Origin of the sequence: Streptomyces sp. B6B3 (genome assembly GCF_039871525.1) — a bacterium.
Taxonomy (GTDB): domain Bacteria; phylum Actinomycetota; class Actinomycetes; order Streptomycetales; family Streptomycetaceae; genus Streptomyces.
Window position 1 is genome coordinate 240,940 of the sequence record NZ_JBDPLU010000009.1, and the last position, 23,436, is coordinate 264,375.

At 73.4% G+C, this 23,436-nt stretch carries 20 protein-coding genes and 3 pseudogenes; 7 read left to right on the top strand and 16 right to left on the bottom strand.

The genetic code is table 11. From position 1 onward, the window contains the following. Position 1: 1 nt before the first annotated feature. The 9 genes and pseudogenes from ABGB06_RS20630 to hisD all read right to left on the bottom strand — a co-directional run. Entirely contained in the window at positions 2–1,042 is a 1,041-nt protein-coding gene (locus tag ABGB06_RS20630) for a pectate lyase (protein WP_347591475.1), read from the bottom strand. A gap of 162 nt (positions 1,043–1,204) precedes the next feature. Then, positions 1,205–1,975: an imidazole glycerol phosphate synthase subunit HisF gene (gene hisF, locus ABGB06_RS20635; protein ID WP_347591477.1), complete on the bottom strand. Its 771-nt coding sequence runs from the start codon at positions 1,973–1,975 to the stop codon at positions 1,205–1,207. An 86-nt stretch (positions 1,976–2,061) separates the two neighbouring features. After that, positions 2,062–2,439, bottom strand: a pseudogene (locus ABGB06_RS20640) (Rid family hydrolase); the annotation flags it as partial. Next, positions 2,436–3,155: a bifunctional 1-(5-phosphoribosyl)-5-((5-phosphoribosylamino)methylideneamino)imidazole-4-carboxamide isomerase/phosphoribosylanthranilate isomerase PriA gene (gene priA / locus ABGB06_RS20645; protein ID WP_347591479.1), complete on the bottom strand. Its 720-nt coding sequence runs from the start codon at positions 3,153–3,155 to the stop codon at positions 2,436–2,438. The gene priA and the pseudogene ABGB06_RS20640, both read right to left, overlap by 4 nt. Then, positions 3,155–3,811 carry an imidazole glycerol phosphate synthase subunit HisH gene (gene hisH / locus ABGB06_RS20650; RefSeq protein WP_347591481.1) on the bottom strand — a complete coding sequence of 219 codons (657 nt, stop codon included), beginning with the start codon at positions 3,809–3,811 and terminating at the stop codon, positions 3,155–3,157. Before hisH ends, priA begins: the two co-directional genes overlap by 1 nt. Beyond that, positions 3,808–3,966 carry a hypothetical protein gene (locus tag ABGB06_RS20655; RefSeq protein WP_347591483.1) on the bottom strand — a complete coding sequence of 53 codons (159 nt, stop codon included), beginning with the start codon at positions 3,964–3,966 and terminating at the stop codon, positions 3,808–3,810. Before ABGB06_RS20655 ends, hisH begins: the two co-directional genes overlap by 4 nt. Before the next feature lie 28 nt (positions 3,967–3,994). Next, positions 3,995–4,585, bottom strand: coding sequence for an imidazoleglycerol-phosphate dehydratase HisB (gene hisB / locus ABGB06_RS20660; RefSeq protein WP_347591484.1), 591 nt, complete (start codon positions 4,583–4,585; stop codon positions 3,995–3,997). Then, positions 4,582–5,745 carry a histidinol-phosphate transaminase gene (locus ABGB06_RS20665; protein ID WP_347591485.1) on the bottom strand — a complete coding sequence of 388 codons (1,164 nt, stop codon included), beginning with the start codon at positions 5,743–5,745 and terminating at the stop codon, positions 4,582–4,584. The genes hisB and ABGB06_RS20665 overlap by 4 nt, the downstream gene beginning before the upstream one ends. Positions 5,746–5,849: 104 nt before the next feature. Further along, positions 5,850–7,160: pseudogene (gene hisD, locus ABGB06_RS20670) on the bottom strand (histidinol dehydrogenase); the annotation flags it as partial. Positions 7,161–7,251: 91 nt separating this feature from the next. Here hisD and ABGB06_RS20675 point away from each other — a divergent pair. Together ABGB06_RS20675 and ybaK are read left to right on the top strand one after the other, a co-directional pair. After that, on the top strand, positions 7,252–8,016 hold the full coding sequence (locus tag ABGB06_RS20675) for an LON peptidase substrate-binding domain-containing protein (RefSeq protein WP_347591487.1): 765 nt from the start codon (positions 7,252–7,254) through the stop codon (positions 8,014–8,016). Positions 8,017–8,063: 47 nt separating this feature from the next. Further along, entirely contained in the window at positions 8,064–8,591 is a 528-nt protein-coding gene (ybaK, locus tag ABGB06_RS20680; protein ID WP_347591489.1) for a Cys-tRNA(Pro) deacylase, read from the top strand. A 42-nt stretch (positions 8,592–8,633) separates the two neighbouring features. Here ybaK and ABGB06_RS20685 read toward each other — a convergent pair whose 3' ends face one another. From ABGB06_RS20685 to ABGB06_RS20705, 5 genes are all read right to left on the bottom strand, one after another. Then, positions 8,634–9,392, bottom strand: a complete 759-nt coding sequence (locus ABGB06_RS20685; RefSeq protein WP_347591491.1) for an ABC transporter permease — start codon at positions 9,390–9,392, stop codon at positions 8,634–8,636. 95 nt (positions 9,393–9,487) lie between these two features. Continuing rightward, positions 9,488–10,270 (bottom strand): ABC transporter permease, encoded by a 783-nt coding sequence (locus ABGB06_RS20690; protein ID WP_347591624.1) that lies wholly within the window; start codon positions 10,268–10,270, stop codon positions 9,488–9,490. Positions 10,271–10,302: 32 nt separating this feature from the next. Then, entirely contained in the window at positions 10,303–11,265 is a 963-nt protein-coding gene (locus ABGB06_RS20695; protein ID WP_347591628.1) for an ABC transporter ATP-binding protein, read from the bottom strand. 183 nt (positions 11,266–11,448) lie between these two features. Next, a complete protein-coding gene (locus ABGB06_RS20700) occupies positions 11,449–12,660 on the bottom strand; it encodes an NYN domain-containing protein (RefSeq protein WP_347591493.1) in 1,212 nt (403 codons plus the stop codon). A gap of 327 nt (positions 12,661–12,987) precedes the next feature. Continuing rightward, positions 12,988–13,233 carry a hypothetical protein gene (locus ABGB06_RS20705; RefSeq protein WP_347591495.1) on the bottom strand — a complete coding sequence of 82 codons (246 nt, stop codon included), beginning with the start codon at positions 13,231–13,233 and terminating at the stop codon, positions 12,988–12,990. A gap of 376 nt (positions 13,234–13,609) precedes the next feature. On the opposite strand from ABGB06_RS20705, the gene dnaE reads away from it, so the two are divergent. From dnaE to ABGB06_RS20725, 4 genes are all read left to right on the top strand, one after another. After that, a complete protein-coding gene (gene dnaE / locus ABGB06_RS20710; RefSeq protein WP_347591497.1) occupies positions 13,610–17,164 on the top strand; it encodes a DNA polymerase III subunit alpha in 3,555 nt (1,184 codons plus the stop codon). 94 nt (positions 17,165–17,258) lie between these two features. Further along, positions 17,259–17,984 (top strand): hypothetical protein, encoded by a 726-nt coding sequence (locus tag ABGB06_RS20715; RefSeq protein ID WP_347591499.1) that lies wholly within the window; start codon positions 17,259–17,261, stop codon positions 17,982–17,984. 62 nt (positions 17,985–18,046) lie between these two features. Further along, positions 18,047–18,886: a thioredoxin domain-containing protein gene (locus ABGB06_RS20720; protein ID WP_347591501.1), complete on the top strand. Its 840-nt coding sequence runs from the start codon at positions 18,047–18,049 to the stop codon at positions 18,884–18,886. A gap of 93 nt (positions 18,887–18,979) precedes the next feature. Next, positions 18,980–20,620 carry an alkaline phosphatase D family protein gene (locus ABGB06_RS20725; protein ID WP_347591503.1) on the top strand — a complete coding sequence of 547 codons (1,641 nt, stop codon included), beginning with the start codon at positions 18,980–18,982 and terminating at the stop codon, positions 20,618–20,620. Between the two features lie 22 nt (positions 20,621–20,642). Here the strand turns inward: ABGB06_RS20725 and ABGB06_RS20730 are convergent. Then, a pseudogene (locus tag ABGB06_RS20730) lies at positions 20,643–21,242 on the bottom strand (dienelactone hydrolase family protein); the annotation flags it as partial. Positions 21,243–21,337: 95 nt separating this feature from the next. Here ABGB06_RS20730 and ABGB06_RS20735 point away from each other — a divergent pair. Beyond that, positions 21,338–22,519 (top strand): mechanosensitive ion channel domain-containing protein, encoded by a 1,182-nt coding sequence (locus ABGB06_RS20735; protein WP_347591505.1) that lies wholly within the window; start codon positions 21,338–21,340, stop codon positions 22,517–22,519. Here the strand turns inward: ABGB06_RS20735 and ABGB06_RS20740 are convergent. Further along, the gene (locus ABGB06_RS20740; protein WP_347591630.1) at positions 22,491–23,432 is read right to left on the bottom strand and encodes an RluA family pseudouridine synthase; all 942 of its coding nucleotides are present in this window, start codon (positions 23,430–23,432) and stop codon (positions 22,491–22,493) included. The two genes, ABGB06_RS20735 and ABGB06_RS20740, sit on opposite strands and share 29 nt — an antisense overlap. Positions 23,433–23,436 lie beyond the last annotated feature (4 nt).

Below are 23,436 nucleotides of genomic sequence, written 5' to 3' on the forward strand. Positions count from 1 at the left end.
CTCAGATCTTTCCGGTGCCGGCGCCCGCCGGCACGATGGTGGGCACGTCGGCGGCCGCGTCGAGGGCGTAGGAGTAGTACGCGGACGGCTCCTCGACGGAACCCCTGACCTCGATCTCGTGGTTGCAGTCGACGAGGATGTTGTCGCGGGACACCATCCGGCCGAGGTCCCCGCTGAAGTCGACCCGGGCGGGGTTGTTGACGCTGAAGAAGTAGTTGCCCTCCAGGACCACCCCGGCGTCCATCGTGGAGGCGACGCCGTAGCTGTTCTCCCGGTAGTAGTTGTTGTAGACGTGCACCGGCTCGCCGAAGCGCACCCGCGGATTGCGCTGGTCGGAGGCGTCGAAGTAGTTGTGGTGGTAGGTCACCCGGAGCCGGCCCACGTCCTGGGCCGACGCCTCGTCGTCGTGCCCGAGCAGCAGCGTCTTGTCGTGGTCGTGGAAGTGGTTCCAGGAGACCGTGACGAAGTCGGAGCCCCGCTTGATGTCCAGCGCGCCGTCGTCGCCGTTCGAGAAGTCACAGTGGTCGATCCAGACGTGGTGGGTGAACATCTGGACGTTGATCAGGTCGTCGGTGGCCCCGGTCAGCGCCAGGTTGCGGATGATGATGTTGTGCACCGCGTCGGCCGGCGGGCTGGTGGTGTCGTCGTCCACCGGGAGGCCGATGTTCAGGCCGCCTCCGGCGAGGCCCGCGTTCGCGCCGAGGCCGAGGATCGTGGTGTCCGAGGCCACGTCGTGCATGCCGTCGCTGTCGCCGGTGGGCAGCGTGATCGTCCCGCTCACCTGCACGACCAGCGGCTCGGGACGGGCGATGTAGTCGAGGAACTGCTCGGTCGTGGTGGCGGTCACCACCTCGCCGCCGGCGCCGCCCGTGGTGCCGTTCTGGCCCAGCGCGTTGACGCCCGCGAAGCCGTCGGCGACGTTCAGCACGGAGGGGTGGGCGGCGGGACGGGCGGCGGCGCGCGCCGCCGGGGTGGCGACGGCCAGCACGGCCGCGGTGGCGGCGCTGCCGGTCAGTAACTGACGTCGGGTCAAGCGGCTCATGCGTGTCTCCTCGGGTCGGCCCCCGCCGCGAGAAAGCGCTTACTATGTTGCCGGACGGTAAGCGCTTGCTACGTACATGTCAATAGCGCACGGGCCCGTACCCGTGCCGTGACGGCGGCCCGGGCGCGGTACGCGTCCGGGCCGGGGAGGCGGCGGGGCCGGTCAGCGCACCGGGTGGCCGGCCGCCCGCAGCGTGTCCTTGACCTGGCCGATGCGCAGGTCGCCGAAGTGGAAGACGGAGGCGGCCAGCACGGCGTCGGCGCCGGCGGCCACCGCCCGTGGGAAGTGGTCCAGGCGGCCCGCCCCGCCGGAGGCGATGACCGGCACGCCGACGTGCTCGCGCACCGCGCTGATCATCTCGGTGTCGTAGCCGTCCCTGGTGCCGTCCGCGTCCATGGAGTTGAGCAGGATCTCGCCGGCGCCCAGCTTGGCGGCGCGGGTCGCCCAGGCCACGGCGTCGATGCCGGTACCACGCCGGCCGCCGTGGGTGGTCACCTCGAATCCCGAGGGGGTGGTGGTGCCCTCGGGGCAGCGGCGGGCGTCGACGGACAGCACGAGCACCTGGCTGCCGAACCGCTCGGAGATCTCCCCGATCAGCTCGGGCCGAGCGATGGCCGCGGTGTTGACCCCCACCTTGTCCGCCCCGGCGCGCAACAGGCGGTCCACGTCCTCGGTGGAGCGCACCCCGCCGCCGACCGTCAGCGGTATGAAGACCTGCTCGGCGGTGCGGCGCACCACGTCGTAGGTGGTCTCCCGATTGCCCGAGGAGGCCGTGATGTCCAGGAAGGTCAGCTCGTCGGCGCCCTCCGCGTCGTAGACCCGCGCCATCTCCACCGGATCGCCGGCGTCGCGCAGGTTCTCGAAGTTGATCCCCTTGACGACCCGGCCGGCGTCCACGTCCAGGCAGGGGATGACTCGTACGGCCAGGGTCACGAGGCGGCTCCTCGGCGTGCTTCCGGATCGGTCTCAGGGTCGGCCCGCGGGCCGGCGTGCGGGGCGGCGCCGGCGTCCCGGCCGGCTCCTCGGTGCGCCTCGAGCTCGACCTGCACCAGCACCCGGGAGTCGGCGAAGCCGGAGACCACCACCAGGGTGGTGACCGGCCGGACCGCGTCGAACAGCTCCTTGTGGGCCCGGCCGACCTCGTCGGCGTCCCGGCCGTGGCTGACGTACAGCCGGGTGCGGACGACGGACTCGACGCCGAGCCCGAACGGCTCCAGCGCCGCCACCGCGTCGGCCAGCGCCGACCTGGCCTGCTCGTAGGGGTCCCCGACGGCGGCGGCCCCGGCGGCGGGCGGCATCGTCCCGGCGACCAGCACCAGGTCGCCGGCGGCCACCGCGCGCGCGGAACCCACGGACTCCTGCCAGGAACTGCCGTTCCGCACGCGCTCGATGGTCACGGTGACACCGCCTCCAGGGCCTCCTCCAGGGTGAACGCCCTGGCGTAGAGCGCCTTGCCCACGATGGCTCCCTCGACGCCCTCGGGTACCAGGGTGGCGATCGCGCGCAGATCGTCAAGTGAGGACACTCCGCCGGACGCGACGACCGGGCGGTCGGTGACGGCGCAGACGTCCCGCAACAGCTTGAGGTTGGGGCCCTGCAGCGTGCCGTCCTTGTTGATGTCGGTGACCACGTACCGGGCGCAGCCCTCGGCGTCGAGCCGCGCCAGCGTCTCGAAGAGGTCGCCGCCGTCCCGGGTCCAGCCACGGCCGCGGAGCGTGGTGCCGCGCACGTCGAGGCCGACGGCGACGCGGTCGCCGTGCTCGGCGATGACCTTGGCCACCCACTCCGGCGACTCCAGCGCCGCCGTGCCCAGGTTGACCCGGGTGCAGCCGGTGGCCAACGCGGCGGCCAGCGTGTCGTCGTCGCGGATGCCGCCGGACAGCTCGACGCGGACGTCCATGGCCGCGACCACCTCGGCGATCCGCGCGCGGTTGTCGCCGGTGCCGAACGCGGCGTCCAGGTCGACCAGGTGCAGCCACTGGGCGCCGGCGCGCTGCCAGGCGAGGGCGGCGGTCAGCGGGTCGCCGTAGCCCGTCTCGGTGCCGGACTCGCCGTGCACCAGGCGGACCGCCTGGCCGCCTCGGACGTCGACGGCCGGGAGGAGTTCAAGCATCAGAGGGTCTCGATCCAGTTGGTGAGGAGCTGGGCGCCGGCGTCGCCGGACTTCTCCGGGTGGAACTGGGTGGCCCACAGCGGGCCGTTCTCCACGGCGGCGACGAACGGGTCGCCGTGCGTGGACCAGGTGACCCGGGCGGCGGCCAGCGGATCCGCCGGGCCCGGGGGCGTCAGCTCCCAGTCGTGCACCGCGTAGGAGTGCACGAAGTAGAAGCGGGCGTCCTCGGCCAGGCCGGCGAACAGCCGGGAGTCGGCCGGGGGCCGCACCGTGTTCCAGCCCATGTGCGGGACGATGTCCGCGCGCAGCGGGCCGACCGTGCCCGGCCACTCGTCCAGCCCCTCGCTGGCCACGCCGTGCTCGATGCCGCGGGCGAACAGGATCTGCATGCCGACGCAGATGCCCAGCACCGGCCGGCCACCGGCCAGCCGGCGGCCGACGACCCAGTGGCCGCGGGCCCTGGTCAGTCCCGCCATGCAGGCGGCGAACGCCCCGACGCCCGGCACCACCAGGCCGTCCGCGGTCATCGCGCGGTCGTAGTCCCGGGTGATCTCGACCCGGGCGCCGGTCCTGGCCAGGGCGCGCTCGGCGGAGCGGACGTTGCCGAAGCCGTAGTCGAAGACCACGACGTCCTTGGCGACCTTCGACACGCTCACACCTCCAGCCTCAGCGCGCCGCCCAGCAGGCACAGCGCGCTGCCTATGCCGAGCACCAGCACGACGCTCCGCGGCATGCCCTGTTTGCGGAACGAGTACACGCCGCCGAGCAGGAACAGCCCCAGCACGATCAGCAGGGTGGACGCGCCGTTCACCGTGCCCTCCGCTCGCCGGTCTCGCCGGTCACAGCGCGCCCTTCGTGGACGGGATCCCGGTCTGCCGGGGATCGATCTCGCTGGCCTGCCGCAGCGCGCGGGCCAGGGCCTTGAACTGGCACTCCACGATGTGGTGCGCGTTCCGCCCGTAGGGCACGTGGACGTGCAGCGCGACCTGGGCCTGGGCCACGAAGGACTCCAGGATGTGCCGGGTCATGGTGGTGTCGTAGGAGCCGATCATGGGCGCCATGCCCTCCGGCTCGCGGTGCACCAGGTACGGGCGCCCCGACAGGTCGACGGTGACCTGGGCGAGCGACTCGTCCAGCGGCACCGAGGCGTCGGCGAACCGGCGGATGCCGCTCTTGTCGCCGAGCGCCTGGCGGAACGCCGCGCCCAGCGCCAGGGCGGTGTCCTCGATCGTGTGGTGGCTGTCGATGTGCAGGTCGCCCTCGGTCTTCACGGCGAGGTCGAACAGGCCGTGCCGGCCGAGCTGGTCCAGCATGTGGTCGAAGAAGCCGACTCCCGTCGCTACGTCGACCCGGCCGGTGCCGTCGAGGTCGATCTCGACGGTGACCGAGGTCTCCTTGGTGGTGCGTTCCACCCGGCCCACGCGGCTCATCGGTTGTCCTCTGCCTTCTCGTTCCGGTCGGTCCGGTCGTGCCGGTCGTTCTCCAGGTCCTTGACCACGGTGCGCATCGCCTCCAGGAAGGCGTCGTTCTCCGGACGGGTGCCCGTGGAGACGCGCAGCCGGCCGGCGATGCCGTAGTCCCGGACCAGCACGCCGCGGTCGAGCAGCCGCTGCCAGACGGCCGCGGCGTCGTCGAAGACGCCGAACTGCACGAAGTTCGCGTCGGAGTCGGTGACGTCGCAGCCCAGTGCGCGCAGCTCCGCGACCACCCGGTCCCGCTCCGACTTCAGCTCCTCGACGTACCCCAGGAGCGTGTCGGCGAACTCCAGGGCGGCCAGCGCGGTGGCCTGGGTGACCGCCGAGAGGTGGTACGGCAGGCGCACCAGCTGCACGGCGTCGACCACGGCGGCGTCGGCGGCCAGGTACCCCAGGCGGAGCCCCGCGGCGCCGAACGCCTTGGACATGGTACGGCTGAGCACGAGCGTGGGGCGGCCCTCGACCAGCGGCAGCAGCGAGGGCCGGTGGCTGAACTCGGCGTACGCCTCGTCGATGACCACCAGCGCGCCGGCCCCGCCCCTGGCCTCCTGCGCCGCCTCGTACAGCGCCAGCACGGTCTCGGGCGCGACGGCGGTGCCGGTGGGGTTGTTCGGCGAGCAGACGAAGAGCACGTCGGGACGGTGCTCCCGGATGGTGGCCACCGCGACGTCGAGGTCCACGGTGAAGTCGGGCCGGCGCGGCCCGGAGACCCAACGGGTGCCGGTGCCCCGGGAGATCAGGGCGTGCATCGAGTACGTCGGGTCGAAGCCCAGGGCGGTGCGTCCGGGGCCGCCGAACGCCTGGAGCAGCTGCTGGATGATCTCGTTCGAACCGTTGGCCGCCCAGACCCGGTCGTGATCGAGCGGGAAACCGGTGGTGCGGGTGAGATAGCCGGCCAGCTCCGTGCGCAGCCGCACCGCCTCCCGGTCGGGATAGCGGTTCAGCGACCGGGCGGCGTCGGTGACGCGCTCGGCGATGCGGCGCACCAGGGGCTCGGGCACCGGGTACGGGTTCTCGTTGGTGTTCAGCCGGACCGGGACGGTGAGCTGCGGGGCGCCGTAGGGGCTCTTGCCGCGCAGTTCGTCCCGGATGGGCAGATCGTCGATGCGGGTCACTGCGGGCCGGGAACCTTCCAGTCACTCGTGCCTTCTGGTTCGCCTCCGGCGCTGGCGCCTTCTGGTTCGCCTCCGGCGCTGGCGCCTTCTGGTTCGCCTCCGGCAAAACGAGCCTTGACGGCGGTGCCGTGGGCCGGGAGATCCTCGGCCTCGGCGAGGGTGACGACGTGGTGGGCCACGCCGGCGAGGGCCTCGCGGTCGTAGTCCACGACGTGGATGCCGCGCAGGAAGGACTGCACGGACAGGCCCGAGGAGTGGCAGGCGCAACCGCCGGTCGGCAGCACGTGGTTCGAGCCGGCGCAGTAGTCGCCGAGGGAGACCGGCGCGTAGGGGCCGAGGAAGACCGCGCCGGCGTTCCGCACCCGGGGGGCGAGGGCGGCGGGGTCCTCGGTGATGATCTCCACGTGCTCGGCGGCGTACGCGTTGACCACCGCCAGGCCGTGGTCCAGGTCGCGGACCAGCACCGTGCCCGACTGGCGGCCGGCCAGCGCCTCGGTGATGCGCTCGTGGTGCTTGGCGGCGGGGACCTGGCGGCGCAGCTCGGCGTCCACCGCGTCGGCGAGCTCGAGCGAGGGGGTGATCAGCACGGCGGCGGCCACCACGTCGTGCTCGGCCTGGCTGATCAGGTCGGCGGCCACGAAGGCGGGGTCCGCGCCGGCGTCGGCCAGCACCGCGATCTCGGTCGGTCCCGCCTCCGCGTCGATGCCGACCACACCGCGCAGCAGCCGCTTCGCGGCGGCCACGTACACGTTGCCCGGGCCGGTGACGAGGCTGACCGGCTGGCACTCCTCGGTGCCGTACGCCAGCATGGCGACGGCCTGGGAGCCGCCGGCCGCGTGCACCTCGTCGACGCCGAGCAGCGCGCAGGCCGCGAGGATGGACGGGTGCGGCAGGCCCACGCCCCAGTCGTTCCCCGGCGTGCGCTGGGGTGGCGAGGCGACGACGAGCGAGCCGACCCCCGCCTCCTGGGCGGGCACCACGTTCATCACCACGGAGGACGGGTAGACGGCGCGGCCGCCCGGCACGTACAGACCGACCCGGTCGACGGGCACCCAGCGCTCGGTGACCGTGCCGCCGGGCGCGACGCGCACGGTGGAGTCGGCGCGCCGCTGGTCGCGGTGCACCAGGCGGGCCCGCCTGATCGACTCCTCGAGGGCCGCGCGCACCGCGGGGTCGAGCTCCGCCAAGGCCCTGGTCAGCGCCTCCGCGGGGACCCGGGTCCGGGTCAGCCGCACCCCTTCGAACCGCTCCGCGTACTCGATGAGCGCCGCGGTGCCGCGATGGCGCACGTTCTCGCAGATCGGCCGCACCTGGTCCAGGGCGGCCTCAACGTCGAGCTCGGCGCGGGGCAGCAGCGCGCGGTCGATCCCACCCGACGAGGGGTCGGAATCCCGCAGATCGATTCGGTTCAGCACGGCTCTAGTCTCGCAGAACGCGACGACGAGCGGTCGCGTCATTTCACCATGCGGGCCGGAGGCGGCGGCTCAGCCGCTAGGCTCACCGGCTGTGACGACGACGCGCCTGCCACTCTTCCCGCTCAACACGGTGCTGTTCCCCGGGCTGGTGCTGCCGCTGAACGTGTTCGAGGCGCGCTACCGGGCGCTGATGCGGGACCTGCTGAAGCTACCGGAGGACGGCCCGCGCCCCTTCGGGGTGATCGCCATCAGAGACGGCCACGAGGTGGCGCCGACCGCGACCGGCCTGCCGGAGCCGGGGGAGCAGCCGGAGGTCGGTCCCGGGGCGGGCTTCGCGGCGGACCCGATGGACTCCTTCCACGGCGTGGGCTGCGTGGCCGACGCCGCCACGATCCGGCCGCGGCCGGGCGACGGCGGTGCCGACGAGGCAGCCGAGGGCTACGAGGTGTTGGCCACCGGCACCACCCGGTTCCGGCTGCGGTCGGTGGACGCGAGCGGCGAGTACCTGACGGCGGAGGTGGAGCCGCTGCCCGAGGTGACGGGCGAGGGCGCGGGCGCGCTGGCGTCCGGTGTGCTGCGGGCGTTCCGCACCTATCAGAAGGTGCTGGCGGGGGCGAACGAGCGCACGCTGGCGCCGGGCCAGGAGCTGCCGGAGGATCCGGGCGTGGTGTCCTACCTGGTGGCGGCCGCGACCATGCTGTACGCGCCGGACAAACAACGGCTGTTGCAGGCGCGCGACACGGCGACGCGGCTGGCCGAGGAGCTGCGGATCCTGCGCCGGGAGACGGCGTTGATCCGCCGGCTGCCCACGGTGCCGGGGGCGGAGTTCACACTCCGGCCGACCAGCCTGAACTGACCGGACCCGAACGGACCGGACCGGAACCGACCGGAACGGACCGGAAGGTGTCGAACGACGGGAGCGACGTGGTGGGCGGGAAGCGGGGCGCGGGCTCCGGGGGCGGAACGCCGGCGACGGTGGCCGCGACGCGGGCGGGCGTGACCTTCGCACTGCACGCCTACCGGCACGAGCCGGGCGCCCAGTCGTACGGGGCGGAGGCGGCGCGGGCGCTCGGCGTGGAGCCGGCGCGGGTGCTGAAGACGCTGGTGACGGAGGTGGACGGGGCGCTGACGGTGGCGCTGGTGCCGGTCGACGCCTCGCTCGCGTTGAAGGCGCTGGCCGCGGCGGTGGGCGGCAAGCGGGCGGCGATGGCCGATCCGGCGGCGGCCGAGCGGGCGACGGGGTACGTGCGGGGCGGGATCTCGCCGCTCGGCCAGCGCCGGCGGCTGCCGACCGTGGTCGACGCCTCGGCCGCCGGTCATCCGACGGTGTTCGTCTCGGCCGGCCGCCGGGGCCTGGAGATCGAGTTGGCGCCCGCCGATCTGGTCGCCCTCACGGCCGCGCGCACGGCCGCCATCGCCCGCCTCGCCTAGCCCTGTCGGCCGAGGGCCGGCGGGCCGGCGGGGGCCGGGTGCTCAGCCGCGTGGGGGGTCGCCGTTCCGGCCGGGGATGTCGTGCCCCGGCGCGGCGTCGCCCGCGGGGGCGCCGGGCTGGCGGTCGGGGACGCCCCAGCTCGGCACGGGGACGGGCGGCTGCGGGGCGGGGTCGCGCGGACCCCAGAGCGCCATGCAGGCGAGGTGCACGCCGAGCGCGGCCAGCGGCAGACCCATCAGCACGCCGCGGGCGGTCAGCTCCAGCGGTCCGTCGAAGACGACGTCCGGGCCGACGGCGCGCGCGTGCGCCCGGATGTCGTCGGTGGGGCCGAACCAGGTGCCGATGCCCCAGGCCAGCAGCGAGCCGAGCAGCGAGCCGGCGGCGAGGCCGACGACCACCGCCACTCCCCCGGTGCGGCGCAGCAGGAAGACCACGAGCCCGGCCACGGCGCCGACCGCGAGGCCGTAGAGCAGGAAGGTGCCGTCCGCGCCGACGACCTGCTCGCCCTCGGAGCTCACCAGCAGCACCTGCTCGCCGTCGGAGACCAGCGGCAGCCGCGGCGCCCGCCACAGCCACAGCAGCCCCAGGGCGGTGCCGGTCAGCACCAGCACGGGAAGGGCGACCAGGACGGCCTGGGCTATCTCCCCGAACCAGTGGCGGGTCGGGGGCCGCGCCGGCTCGTCCTTGTCCGGCAGGGGCGCCGCCCACGGACCGTGGCGGCCGGGGTCCCGGTCCCGGGCCACCGCGCCGTCCGTCTCGTGGTGCGTGTCATGATCCGGTGAAGGCTGGGCTGGGGTCACTCAGTCATCCTGTCAGGTGCGGGTGGTCGTTCGACGCCTGGGACATCCGTTCGTGCGAATCGTGCGTGACCCGCGGCGCGCGGCGGCGGCCGGGGTCAGTGTCGCGCCGCGCGGCCGTAGGCCCAGGTGGCGAGAGCCAGTGCCGCGGCGCCGACGGCGGCGCAGACCGCGAGGTTGCCGGCCACCGTGCCCCATTCGGGGCTGGGGCGCAGGGCCTCGGCGAGGGCGTCCACGCCGTAGCTGGAGGGCAACGGCTCCCGCAGCCAGCGCGCGGGCTCCGGCAGCCGGTCCGGGGGCAACACGCCGAGCAGCAGCGCGGCGGACATGCCGAGCTGGCCGCAGACGGTGGCGAGCTCGGGACGCGGGGCCAGCAGCCCGAGCGCGGCGCCCAGCCCGGCCAGCGCCGCGCCGGCCAGCGGCACCACGGCGAACAGCACCCACAGGCCGCCCAGCGGCAGCCCGTAGAGCAGCCCGCCGGTGACCGCGGTGACCGCGACGCCGGGCACCGTGAAGGAGGCGTAGGCGGCCGCGGTGCCGAGGGCCACGGCGGCGGCGGGCACCGGCAGCGTGGCGTAGTGGTCGAGGCCGCCGCCGGCGCGCAGCTGGCCGAAGTACTGGGCCAGCAGGTTGAGGGCGACGAACGCGACCACCAGCACGGCGGAGCCGGCGACCACGGCGCGCGCCTCGGCGCCGCCGTCGCCGTCGACGACGCCGCGCATCAGCACCATGATCCCGATGGACTGGAAGGTGGCGACGAAGAGCAGCGGGATCCGGGCCACCCTGACCCGGGACAGCTGCGCCCGGTAGACCGCGGTCAGCGCGGGCCACAGCCGCGGCCCCGGCGTCAGCGGCGCCGGTTCCCCCGGGTCGCCCGGCATCCGGACCTGGTCGCCGGCCGGCGCTGCGGCGCTCACCGGGTGAGCCCCGCGGCCCGACCGCCCAGCGCCAGGTAGACGTCCTCCAGGCTGGGGGTGGCGAGCGTGAAGTCGTCCAGGGCGGCGAAGGCCGGGCCCTGGGTGACGGCGGCGACGGCCGCGCGGGCCTCGTCGGGCGGCAGCCGCAGCGTCCAGCGCCGCCCGGCGACCGTGGCGCGTTCGCGCAGCGCGGCGACCCGGGCGTCGGCCGCGGCGGGCGGTGGCTCCGCGCGCCACACCAGGTCGAGGCGCACCTCGGCGCCGACCCGCTCCTTCAGGCCGCCCGCGGTGTCGCAGGCGATGACCCGGCCGGCGTCCAGCACGGCGACCCGGTCGAGCACGGTCTCGGCCTCGGAGACGTTGTGGGTGACCAGCAGCACCGTGGTGCCCTGCTGGGCGCGGCGGCGGTCGACGGCGGCCCACACGGCACGCCGGGCGACGGCGTCCATGCCGGCGGTGGGCTCGTCGAGCACGAGCACGGGGCGGCGGCCGACGAGCGCGGCGGCGACGCAGGCCAGCCGCCGCTGGCCGCCGGAGAGCCGCTTCAACGGGCGGCCGGCGAGGCCGGTGAGGTCGAGCTCCTCCAGCACGGCGTCGCGCTCCCGGCGGGCGGCCGCGGCGTCCAGGCCGCGCAGCCGGGCGGTGGTCTCGGCGGCGACCGCGACGGTCAGCTCGTCGAGCGCGGTGGACTCCTGTCCGAGGTAGGCCAGCAGCCGGGCGGCCCGGCGCGGGTGGCGCACCAGATCGTGGCCGAGCAGGGTGATCCGGCCGGCGTCCGGGCGGAGCAGCCCGGTGAGCTGCCTGACCAGGGTGGTCTTGCCCGCCCCGTTGGGGCCGAGCAGGCCGAAGATCTCGCCGCGGGCGACCTGGAGGCTCACCCCGTCGGTGGCGCGGACGGGAGGCGCTCCGGCCCGCCGGGCGCGGCGGCCGGCGGCGTACGTCTTGACGAGCTCGCGCACGCTGAGCGCGGTCTCGGCCGGGGCGCTGCGCGGGTGGCCGGCGGGGGGTGCCTGGGGGCGCCGCCCAGGCCCGGAGGGCCTGGGGGAAGGTCCGGCCCGCGCGATGGAGGTGGGCACGGCACCCGAGCCTACGTGCCGGGTCAGGACCCGGGCACGCCGGGTTGTCGGTTCCGGACCGTTTCATCAGGGTCGTACGGCCCCGGTCCGGGTGTCCACCTCGCGCCAGAAGCCGGCGCGGATGGCGTACCGGTCGCGCTCGTCGATCTGGTCGTCCTTGTGCGCCAACAGCCCGAACCGCGCCGCGTAGCGCAGCAGTTCGCCGTCGATGCGGTGCGGGATGCGCGGGTACTCGCCGGACAGCCGGTGCAGGGCGTCGGCGCCGGCGAGGCGCTCCGCCCAGCGGCGCGCGAAGACCTGGCCGACCTCGAACGGGTCGCCGCTGACCGCGGTGATGTCCTCCTCGCGGTCGGCCCACCGCTGCTCGGCCGTGGTGAGTTGGGAGAGCATCGGCAACGCCGCGGTCTCCGGCGACTCCTCGGGGCCACCGCGGTCCACCCAGCCCCGGTCGGAGGACCAGCGCAGGGTGGCGGTGGGCTCCGGGTGGGTGGCCCGACTGCCGAGGGTGGCGAGGTCCTTGGGGGTGGGCACGGCCCGGCCCGGCGCCCCGACGGCGTCCTTGGGCGCGCCCACGACCTCGTCGCCGCCCCGGTGCGTGCCGTTCTTCTGTCCCGCCCGCTCGTGCTGTTCGGCGTCCTGGGGGGCGGCCGGCGTCTCGGGCAGCGGGGCGGAGAGGATCGCCGCGATCTCGGGGCGCGGGGTGGCGTGCGGGGCGCCGGCGTCGGGCGCCTCGCTGGGCCGCACCGCCTGGGTGATCCAGGCCCGGTCGAGCACCCGCCGCTCGTCGGCCTCCGCGACCAGGTCCTCCGACTGGTTGTAGTCGCCGTCGGCGGCCTGGACCGCCCACAGGTGGACGGCGACGCCGTGCTCCTTGGCGGACATCAGCCCGGGCAGCAGATCGCCGTCGCCGGTCACCAGCACGATGTCGGCGCAGGCGCGGTTGCGGGCCAACTCCGTGAGCTCGGCGTGCATCGCGGCGTCCACACCCTTCTGCGCCCAGCGGCCGTCGCTGCGGGTGAGGGCGCCGAGGCGCACCGTCACCCGGGGCATCACGCGCAGCCGCCGGTGCTCGGGCTGGGGCACCCGGTCGGGCGCGCCGTCGAACCAGTAGATCCGCAACAGGTCGCGTCCGGTGTCCGCCTCGGCGCGGTCCCGCAACCCCTGGATGAGAGCGGCGTAGTCGACGGTGATGCGCGGGCGGGAAGGCTCCCCGGCGAGCAGGCTCGCGGCGGCGCCCAGCAGATACCCGGCGTCCACCAGGACGACGCAGCGGTCCACGTTGCACCTCTTTCGCCGATCTTTCGCCGAATTCGCCGAGACTTCGTTGAAGCGTTTTCATGAGTCTGCCCGACCAGGCCACTCTTATCTGCCCTGCTTGATCTTCGGCGTGGCGAATCGGGCAACCCCCGTCGAGGCCCCGTTCGCCGAGGCGCGGGACGCGGGGGACGAACCCGGGTGCGAGCACCCGGTCATGGCCGGCCGGGAAACGGCGGCGAGAACCGCGGAGAGAACCGCGGAGAGAACCGCCGGGAGAACCGCCGAGAGGGCGCACCCCCGAAAGGGCACGCCCTCGTCGCGTACGGATCCGAACTCGGATCCCGCGGGTCAGTCGGTGAATCCGTGTCGCTCGTGCGCGGACGCGAAGTACCGCGCGTCGGCCAGCTGCGAGGCCACCACGACCCCTTCGGGCGCACCGCGGTGCGCCATGTCCCACGCCTCGGAGACGCATCGCAGCCGATCGTCGAAGGCGCTGCCGGGAAAGTACTCCGCCAGCGCGTGCACCGCGTCCTGGCGTGACACATGCGCGTCCGCGAGAAGAAACGCCGCCTTCGCGACCATCAGGGCATCCATGACCATCCCACCCCTCACATGGGCGATTACCTCATCACCGAAGGTAGCGCCCGCTATGCCCCGCTTCGGTAAAGCGCGCTCCATCTTCCGGCCAAGCAACTCCCCCATCAAACAAAGGGATTGACACAAGCGCCGCAAGGGACCCGTGAGGGCGCGAGGCGGCGCGCCGGACCGCCGTCGGGGCCAGGGCGAACACCCTCCGCAGCTGTGACGCAGATCACTCCCGACTACTTCTCGCCACCGCCCGCACGCGGCCCGGAAAAGGGCGTCGTCCGGGGCTCGGCGGCCGTCGGACGGACCGCTTCGAAGATCGCTCTCAACGCTAAGGTGGACCCTCTCACCTCCCCCATGGCCCACTCGCGAGGAGTCCTGTCGCATGGCTGACAGCTTCGTTCACCTGCACGTTCACACCGAGTACTCGATGCTCGACGGAGCGGCGAAGAACAGCAAGCTGTTCGCGGAGGTGGCGAGGCAGGGCATGCCCGCGGTGGCGATGAGCGACCACGGGAACATGTTCGGGGCCTACGAGTTCTACGATCTCTCGAAGAAGTCGGACGTCAAGCCGATCATCGGCATCGAGGCGTACGTCGCCCCCGAGTCCCGCTACACCAAGAAGCCCGTCTTCTGGGGTCCGGGCGGCAAGCGGGCGGTGTCGGACGACGGCGAGGGCAGCAAGGACGTCTCCGGCGGCGGCCGGTACACCCACATGACCATGTGGGCGCGGAACGCGCAGGGCCTGCGCAACCTCTTCCGGCTCTCCTCGCTGGCCTCCTTCGAGGGCTACTACGGCAAGCCGCGGATGGACCGGGAGCTGATCGCCGAGCACGCGGCCGGCATCATCGCCACCACCGGCTGCCCCTCGGGCGAGGTGCAGACCCGGCTCCGCCTCGACCAGTACGACGAGGCGGTCAGGGCGGCGGCCGCCTACCAGGACATCTTCGGGAAGGAGAACTACTTCCTGGAGCTGATGGACCACGGCCTGGACATCGAGCGGGACGTCCGCGAGGGCCTGCTGCGCATCGCCCGGCAGCTCGACATCCCGCTGCTGGCCACGAACGACTCGCACTACGTCACCGAGGACCAGGCCGACGCGCACGACAGCCTGCTGTGCGTCGGCGTGGGCAAGACCAAGGCGGACCCGAACCGCTTCAAGTTCAACGGCTCCGGCTACTACATCAAGACCCCGGAGCAGATGCGGCAGCTGTTCCGGGAGCTGCCCGACGCCTGCGACAACACGCTGCGGCTCGCGGAGATGGTGGAGTCCTACGAGGAGGTCTTCAGCTACGTCGACCAGATGCCGCAGTTCGACGTCCCGGAGGGCGAGACACAGGCGACCTGGCTCCGCAAGGAGTGCGAGCGCGGCCTGAAGGAGCGCTATCCGGACGGCACGACCCCCGAGATCCTGGAGCGGCTGGAGACCGAGCTCAACGTCATCACCCCGATGGGCTTCGACTCCTACTTCCTCGTGGTCTCCGACATCTGCCGGCACGCCAGGAACAACGGCGTGCCGGTGGGCCCGGGACGCGGCTCCGCGGCCGGTTCGCTGGTCGCCTACCTGACCCGGATCACCGACGTCGACCCGCTGCGCCACGGCCTGCTGTTCGAGCGGTTCCTCAACCCCGAGCGCATCAACCCGCCGGACGTCGACATCGACTTCGACGACCGCCAGCGCGACGTCATGGTCCGCTACCTGAGCGAGCGGTACGGCGTCGAGTACACCGCCCAGGTGAACACCTTCGGCACCATCAAGGCCAAGGCGGCGGTCAAGGACGCGGCCCGGATCCTGGGCTTCCCCTTCTCGATGAGCGACCGGATCACCAAGGCGATGCCGCCGGACGTGATGGGCAAGGGCATCCCGCTCACCGGCGTCTTCGACCCCGACCACCCGCGGTACAGCGAGGCGGCCGAGGTCCGGCAGATGTACGAGAACGAGCCGGACGTCAAGAAGGTGCTCGACACCGCCCGCGGCATCGAGGGCCTCACCCGGGGCACCGGCGTGCACGCCGCGGCGGTCATCCTCTCCCGCACGCCGCTGCTCGACCTGGTCCCGATGCACAGGCGGGACCGCGACGGGGTGATCATCACCGGCTTCTCGTACCCGCAGTGCGAGGAGATGGGCCTGATCAAGATGGACTTCCTGGGTCTGCGGAACCTGGGCGTCATCGATCACGCCGTCCAGCTCGTCAGGGACAACCGCGGCCTCGAGATCGACACCGCCACCGTGCCGCTCGACGACCAGAAGACGTTCGAGCTGCTGGCCCGCGGCGACACCCTGGGCGTGTTCCAGCTCGATGGCGGCCCGATGCGCGCGCTGCTGCGGCTGATGCGCCCCGACAGCTTCGACGACATTTCGGCGGTCCTCGCCCTGTACCGGCCGGGACCGATGGGCGTGGGCTCGCACACCAACTACGCCCTGCGCAAGATCGGCCAGCAGGAGATCCAGCCCATCCACCCGGAGCTGGAGGAGCCGCTCAAGGAGATCCTGGAGCCGACCTACGGTCTGATCGTCTACCAGGAGCAGGTGCAGAAGGCCGCGCAGATCCTCGCCGGGTACAGCCTGGGCCAGGCCGACCTGCTCCGCAGGGCCATGGGCAAGAAGAAGCCCGAGGTGCTGGCCAAGGAGTTCGTGCCGTTCCAGAACGGCTGCCGGGAGCGCGGGTACTCGGACGAGGCGATCCAGGCCGTCTGGGACGTGCTGGTGCCGTTCTCCGGATACGCGTTCAACAAGTCGCACACCGTGGCCTACGGCATGGTGGCGTACTGGACCGCCTACCTGAAGGCGAACTACCCGGCCGAGTTCATGGCCGCCCTGCTGACCTCCACGGACAACGACAAGGACAAGGCCGCCGTCTACCTCGCCGAGGCCCGCAAGATGGGCATCAGGGTGCTCTCCCCCGACATCAACGAGTCGGTCGCCGACTTCTCGGCCGTCGGCGACGACGTCCGCTTCGGACTCCAGTCGGTCCGCAACGTCGGCGCGAACGTCATCGAGTCGCTGGTCAGGACCCGCAAGGGCAAGGGGAAGTACACCTCCTTCGCCGACTTCCTCGACAAGTCCGAGATCGCCGTCTGCAACAAGCGGACCATCGACTCGCTCATCAAGGCCGGCGCCTTCGACTCGCTGGGCCACACCCGCAAGGGCCTGTGCGACGTGCACGAGACCGCCATCGACTCGGTGCTCCCCGTCAAGAAGCAGCAGGCCATCGGCCAGGACGACCTCTTCGGCTCGCTGGCCACCGACGACGACACCCCGGCCATGGGCCTGGACTTCGAGGTCGGCGAGCAGGAGTGGAACCGCAAGGCCAAGCTCTCCCTGGAGCGCGAGATGCTCGGCCTCTACGTCTCCTCGCACCCGCTGGACGGCGCCGAGCACATCCTGGCCCGCAGCCGCGACACCTCCATCGCCGAGCTGCTCGCCTCCGGACGCACCGAGGGCGAGACCAAGCTCGCCGGGCTGATCAGCGCCATCGACCGACGGATCAACAAGCAGGGCGATCCCTGGGCCATCGTCACCCTGACCGACCGGGACGCCAGCCTGGAGGTGCTGTTCTTCCCCAAGTCCTACGCGCTGGTGCAGCACGAGCTGATCGACGACAACGTCATCTCGGTGCGCGGCCGGCTCAACGAGCGGGACGGCGCCATCAGCATCTTCGGCCAGGAGCTCAGCCCGCTCGACGTCTCCGCCGCCGAGCACGGCGGCCGGCCCCCGGTGCTGCTGGTGCTGCCCGAGCACCGGATCACCCAACAGGTCGTCGGCGAGCTCAAGCGCACCCTGCGCGCCCACCCCGGCGACTCCCCGGTCCGGCTGAAGGTCGAGGGCCGCGAGAAGACCACGGTCTACGAGCTCGGCTTCCTGGTGAACCCGGACAACATCGCCTCGGACATCAAGGGCAGCTTCGGACAGGCCGCCTGGGCGGGCATCGCGGCCTGACGTCCGTGCTCTTCCGGGCTCTTCAACGCGAAGCGGTCACGGTGCGGTCACCCCTTATACCTCTTTGACACCAGGCGTGGCACACTCTGGCTCGATGGGCATATCAGCACTCCGGATCCCCGGAACGCCGGGCATCAGCGGGGTACGGGTCGCGCGCGCGGCGGTCTTCACCGCGTGCTGCGTCACGCTGTCCACCGGCGCCCACGTGCTGCTCTCCGGCGCCCCGCTGCCGCTGCCCACCGTGGCCGCCGTGGCGGCCGCCGTCTTCGTGCTCGCCCTCGCCCTCGCCGGGAACGGCGAGCGCCGCTTCTGGCACATCGCCGCCCTGCTGATCCCGTTGCAGCTGGCCGCCGACACCGTCTTCACCACCGGCCAGGCCACCTGCTACGGGCCGGGCGGCGGGCCGGTCACCGGGCCGCTGCGGGTGATGGGCGTGGACCTGATGTGCGCCGGCGGCGACGTCGGCACCCCCCTGGACTGGGGGGCCAGCATCGCTGCCGGCGAGCACGCCCCGCAGCTGCACCACCCGGCGGGTCCCTGGCTGCTGCTCGCCGCGCACGTGGCGGTCGGCCTGGCCGCCGCCGCCTGGCTGCGCAGCGGCGAGGCCGCGCTCGGCCGGCTGCTGCGTTCCGCGGCGGCCGCCACGTTCCGCCCGCTGCTGCTGGCGGCGGCGATCCGCGTTCCCGCCGGAGGCTCCGGCGCGGCGCCGCGGCGCATCCCGCCGGTCGGCCGCCCCGAGGGCACCGCCCCGGCGCTTCCGTTGCTCATCCACTCCGTCGCCCGCCGCGGGCCGCCGCCGTTCCTCGCGCCCGCCCGCTGAGGCGGCGCGCCCCGGCAGCCACCAGCACGCAGGACCTTTTTCACCCGACGGAGACACCAACCATGAGCAAGCGCAACTCCCCCGAGGCCAAGCGGGCCGCCCGCGAGCGGCTGCGCGCCGAACGCGAGCGCCAGGCGAAGCGCGAGAAGATCCGCCGTCAGCTGATCGTCGGCAGTTCCGTGGTGGCCATCCTGGCCATCGCCGCCGGCATCGGCATCGTCGTGGCCGGCATGGACGAGGGCGGCGACAACACCGACTGGGACGCCGTCCGGGCCCAGCTGGACGGCGAGGCGAGCGAGGACGCGGAGAGCTACCCCACCGACGCGCCCTCCGGTGCCAGCGGCGACGACGGGCTGACCGTCGTGGTGGGCGACGAGAGCGCCGAGCACACCCTCAGCCTGTACGAGGACGCCCGCTGCCCGGCCTGCGCCGCGTTCGAGCAGTCCATGGGCGAGAACGTGCGCCAGGGCATCGAGGACGGCGCCTACCAGGCCGAGTACGTCTTCGCCACCTTCATCGACGACAACATGGGCGGCACCGGCTCCAAGAACGCGCTCAACGCGCTCGGCGCCGCGCTCGACGTCAGCGACGAGGCGTTCCTGGACTTCCACGACGCGCTGTACACGCTGGAGAACCACCCGGCGGAGACCGACGACGCCTTCGCCGACGACGAGCGGCTGATCGAGATCGCTCAGGACGTCGACGGCCTGAAGAACAACGAGGACTTCGACAACGCCGTGCGGAACGACAAGTTCGCCGTGTGGGCGCTGCAGATGTCGGACAAGTTCAACGGCACCGAGGGCGTCGAGTCGACCCCGACGCTGATGTGGGACGGCGAGATCATCGAGACCCCGCAGACCCCCGAGGACTTCGACGCCTTCGTCGAGGAGAGCACCAAGTAGCCCCGTCCGCACGCCCGACGGGTGGGCGAACATCCGGTGACGTTCCCGGTGTTCGCCCACCCGCGGGCCGCCGGGCGCATAGCATCGGCATCCGTGACCCGGCCCTCGTTCACTCCCCGCCGCCGCACCGTCGTCACCGCCGCCGCCACGGCCGCGGCCGGTGCCGCGCTGCCGCTGGCCGCCGCGCCCACCGCCCGCGGTGCTGACGCCCCCGCCTTCCACCACGGCGTCGCCTCCGGCGACCCCCTGCCCGATGGCGTCCTGCTGTGGACCCGCGTCACCCCCACCCCGGAGGCCGTGCCCGGCTCCGGCGTGGGCCCCGACACCGCGGTCGGCTGGGAGGTGGCCGAGGACGCGGCGTTCGCCCGGACCGTCGCCCGGGGCGAGGCCCTCGCCACCGCCGCGGCCGACCACACCGTCAGGGCCGACGTGCGCGGGCTGCGCCCGGACACCGCCTACCACTTCCGGTTCACCGCCGGCGGCGTCGTCTCCCCGGCCGGCCGCACCCGCACCACCCCGGCCGCCGACGCCCCGGCGCCCGCGGCCGGCGGCCTGCGCCTGGGCGTCGTCTCCTGCGCCAACTACGAGGCCGGCTACTTCGCCGCCTACCGCCACCTGGCCGCCCGGGCCGACCTGCACGCCGTCCTGCACCTGGGCGACTACGTCTACGAGTACGGCACCGCCGAGTACCCCGCCGAGCCGGTCCGGCGGCAGGAACCCGCCCACGAGATCCGCACGCTGGCCGACTACCGGATCCGGCACGCCCACTACCGCGCCGACGCCGACCTCCAGGCGCTGCACGCGGCCCACCCGGTGATCGCCGTCTGGGACGACCACGAGACCGCCAACGACAGCTGGCGCGACGGCGCCGAGAACCACTCGGCCGACGAGGGCGCCTGGGCGGACCGGGTGGCCGCCGCCAAGCAGGCGTACTTCGAGTGGCTGCCGGTCAGGCCCTCCGTCGAGGGCACCACCTACCGGCGGCTGGGCTTCGGCGCCCTGGCCGACCTGCATCTGCTGGACCTGCGCTCGTTCCGCGACCAGCAGGCCGCCACGGGCGACGGCGAGGTCGACTCCCCCGACCGCACCATCACCGGCCGCGCCCAGCTGGACTGGCTGAAGTCCGGGCTGTCCGCCGGCACCGCCCGCTGGCACCTGGTGGGCACCTCGGTGATGATCTCGCCGGTGGCCTTCGGCTCGGTGCCGGCGTACCTGCTGGGCCCCCTGGGCGAGATCCTGGGCATCCCGGCCGGCGGCCTGGCGATCAACACCGACCAGTGGGACGGCTACACCCACGACCGGCAGGAGCTGCTCGCCCACCTGAACGACGCGTCCGCGGGCGACACCGTCTTCCTGGCCGGCGACATCCACATGCACTGGGCCAACGACGTGCCGGTGACCGCCGCCACCTACCCCGACTCCCCCTCCGTAGCCACCGAGTTCGTCGTCACCTCGGTCACCTCGGACAACCTCGACGACACGCTCGGCGTGCCGCCGCACACCCTGTCGCCGGTGGCCGTCGCCGCGATCCGCGCCGCCAACCGGCACGTGAGCTGGCTGGACATGGACTCGCACGGCTACGCGGTGCTCGACGTCACCGCCGAGCGGGCGCAGATGGACTACTTCGCGCTCTCCGACCGGGCCGACCCCGCCGCCACCAGCACCCACCTGCGGTCCTACCTGACCCGCGCCGGGCGGCGGCGCGTGGAACGGGCCGAGGGTCCGGTGGCCTGACCGGGACGGGCGCGGGCGCGGCTCAGTCCCGCGCGCCCAGCGTTTCCAGGAAGGCGAGCGCCACCCGCCAGGTGGCCTCGGCCGCCGCCGCGTCGTGGTCGGGCAGCTCCGGATCCGTGTACAGGTGTCCCGCCCCTGGGTAGCGATACACCTCGACGTCCGTGCCGGCCTTCCGCATCCGCAGGTACCAGGCGTTCAGCCACTCGTGCGTCTCGAACGGATCGGGGTCGGCCACGTGCAGCTGGACCGGGAGGCCGTCGGCACTCGCCTCGTCGGGGAGGTCCGCGGTACCGTGCAGGAGCAGCAGGCCGCGGGCCCGCTCGTCGCCGAGGGCGACGGTCTGGGCCAGTGCGCCGCCCAGAGAGAAGCCCGCGTACACCAGGCCCGCGTCGGAGAGCGGCGCGCTCGCGGCGATCGCCCGCCGGAGCAGTTCGTCCCGGCCGATCTCGTCCCTGATCGCCGTGCCCTCCTCCACCGAGTCCGCGGTCCGCCCGTCGAAGAGGTCGGGCGTGACCACCCGGTGACCCGCGTCACGCAGCCGCTCCGCGGCGGCCGACACGGCGGGGCGCAGGCCGTACACGGAGTGAAAGAGCATGACATCGGTCACGGCGGGCACCGCCTTCGGGTGGGCAAACTGGCCCCCGGCCGGGGGCCTCGGCCATCATCCTGCCAGGTGGCCCACCCACCACGGACCGACGGACTTCAGCTGGAGGAACCATGGATGATGTGTTGCGGCCGGTTCTCGTGATCGGCGGCACCATCACACTCACCCTGGTCATCGGCTGGTTGATCGACCGCGCCCTGTGCGCCGCCGACCGCCGCCACCCCGACACCCGGCTGTGGAGTCTGCTGCGCCGCTGCCAGATGCCGCTCCAGCTGCTCCTCGCCGCGTCCGCGGTGCAGGTGAGCTACGACACGTTCCACGTGGACCTGCGGCGGGGCGACGTCATACAGAGCATGCTGGCCACGATCACCGTCGTGGCCGCCGTCTGGCTGGTGATCCGGGCGGCCGGCGCGGTCGCCGAGAACTCGCTGACCCGCTACGCCGCCCGCACCACCGACCAGGCCAGAGTCCGGCAGTTCCGCACCCAGCTCGCCATGATCCGGCGGGTGGTGACCACCGTGCTGGCGATCGTGGCCGTGGCCGTGGCCATCCTGCTGGTCTTCCCGAGCATGCGGGCGCTCGGCACGTCGATGCTGGCCTCCGCGGGCATCATCGGCGTCATCGCCGGCGTCGCCGCGCAGTCCATGCTGAGCAACCTGTTCGCCGGGCTCCAGGTGGCCTTCGGCGACTCGGTGCGGATCGGCGACACGGTGGTGGTCGACGGCGAGTGGGGCACCGTCGAGGAGATCTCGCTGGCGTTCCTCACCGTGCGGATATGGGACGACCGGCGGCTGACCATGCCGGTGTCGTACTTCAACAGCAAGCCGTACGAGAACTGGTCCCGCGGCGGCCAGGAGATCACCGGCACCGTCTTCTTCCACCTCGACCACGCCACGCCGGTGGCCGCGCTGCGCCGGAGGCTGCACGACTTCCTGCGGGACCGCGAGGACTGGGACGGGCGGCACTGGGGCCTGGTGGTCACCGACACCACCCCCACCACCATCGAGGTGCGGGCCGCGATGTCCACCCGGAACCCGGACGACGCCTGGTCGCTGCGGTGCGCGGTCCGCGAGGAGCTGATCGCCTGGTTGGGCGAGCACCACCCGTACGCGCTGCCCCGGGTGGCCACCTCCCCCGCGGCGACGTTCCCCGGCGCCGAGGCCCTGGACGGCCAGGCCACGGACGGGCGGGGGCGCGGCTCCCGGACCGCGGACGGCGAGGTGGAGGCCGGGCTGGCGGCCGAGGCGGAGGCCAGGTCCCGGACGGTCAGGAGCTCTCGGCCCGCAGGATCGTGAGCGCGCGCCGCAGGTCGTCCGGGTAGTCGCTGTGGAAGACCACCCAGTGGCCGTCGCTCGGGTGGGCGAAGCCCAGCCGCACCGCGTGCAGCCACTGCCGGGTCAGCCCCAGCCGCCCGGCCAGCGTCGGGTCGGCGCCGTACGTCGTGTCCCCGACGCACGGGTGCCGGTGCGCGGACATGTGCACCCGGATCTGGTGGGTGCGGCCGGTCTCCAGCCTGATGTCGAGCAGGCTGGCCGCGCGGAACGCCTCCACCAGGTCGTAGTGGGTCACCGCGGGCTTGCCGTCGGCGATGACCGCCCACCGGTAGTCGTGCTGCGGATGCCGCCCCACCGGAGCGTCGATGGTGCCGCTGAGCGGGTCCGGGTGGCCCTGCACCAGTGCCTGGTACCGCTTGTCCACGGTCCGCTCGCGGAACTGCTGCTTCAGCCGCGCGTACCCGGACTCGGACTTGGCCACCACCATCAGGCCCGAGGTGCCGACGTCCAGCCGGTGCACGACGCCCTGCCGCTCGGCCGCCCCCGAGGTGGCGATCCGGTAGCCGGCGGCGGCCAGCCCGCCGACCACGGTGGGCCCCGTCCAACCCGGGCTCGGGTGCGCGGCGACCCCCACCGGCTTGTCGACCACCACCAGGTCCGCGTCGTCGTGCACGATCTCCATGCCGGGCACCGGCTCGGCGACGACCCGCACCGGGGTGGGTGGCGCGGGCATCTCGACCTCCATCCAGGAGCCGCCGGTGACCCGCTCCGACTTGCCGACCTCGGAGCCGTCGAGGCGGACCTTGCCGGCCGCGGCCAGCTCGGCGGCCTTGGTCCGCGAGAAGCCGAGCATCCGGGCGAGCGCGGCGTCGACCCGTTCCCCCTCAAGTCCCTCGGGGACGGGCAACGTGCGGGTCTCGGGAATCTCGGGAATCTCG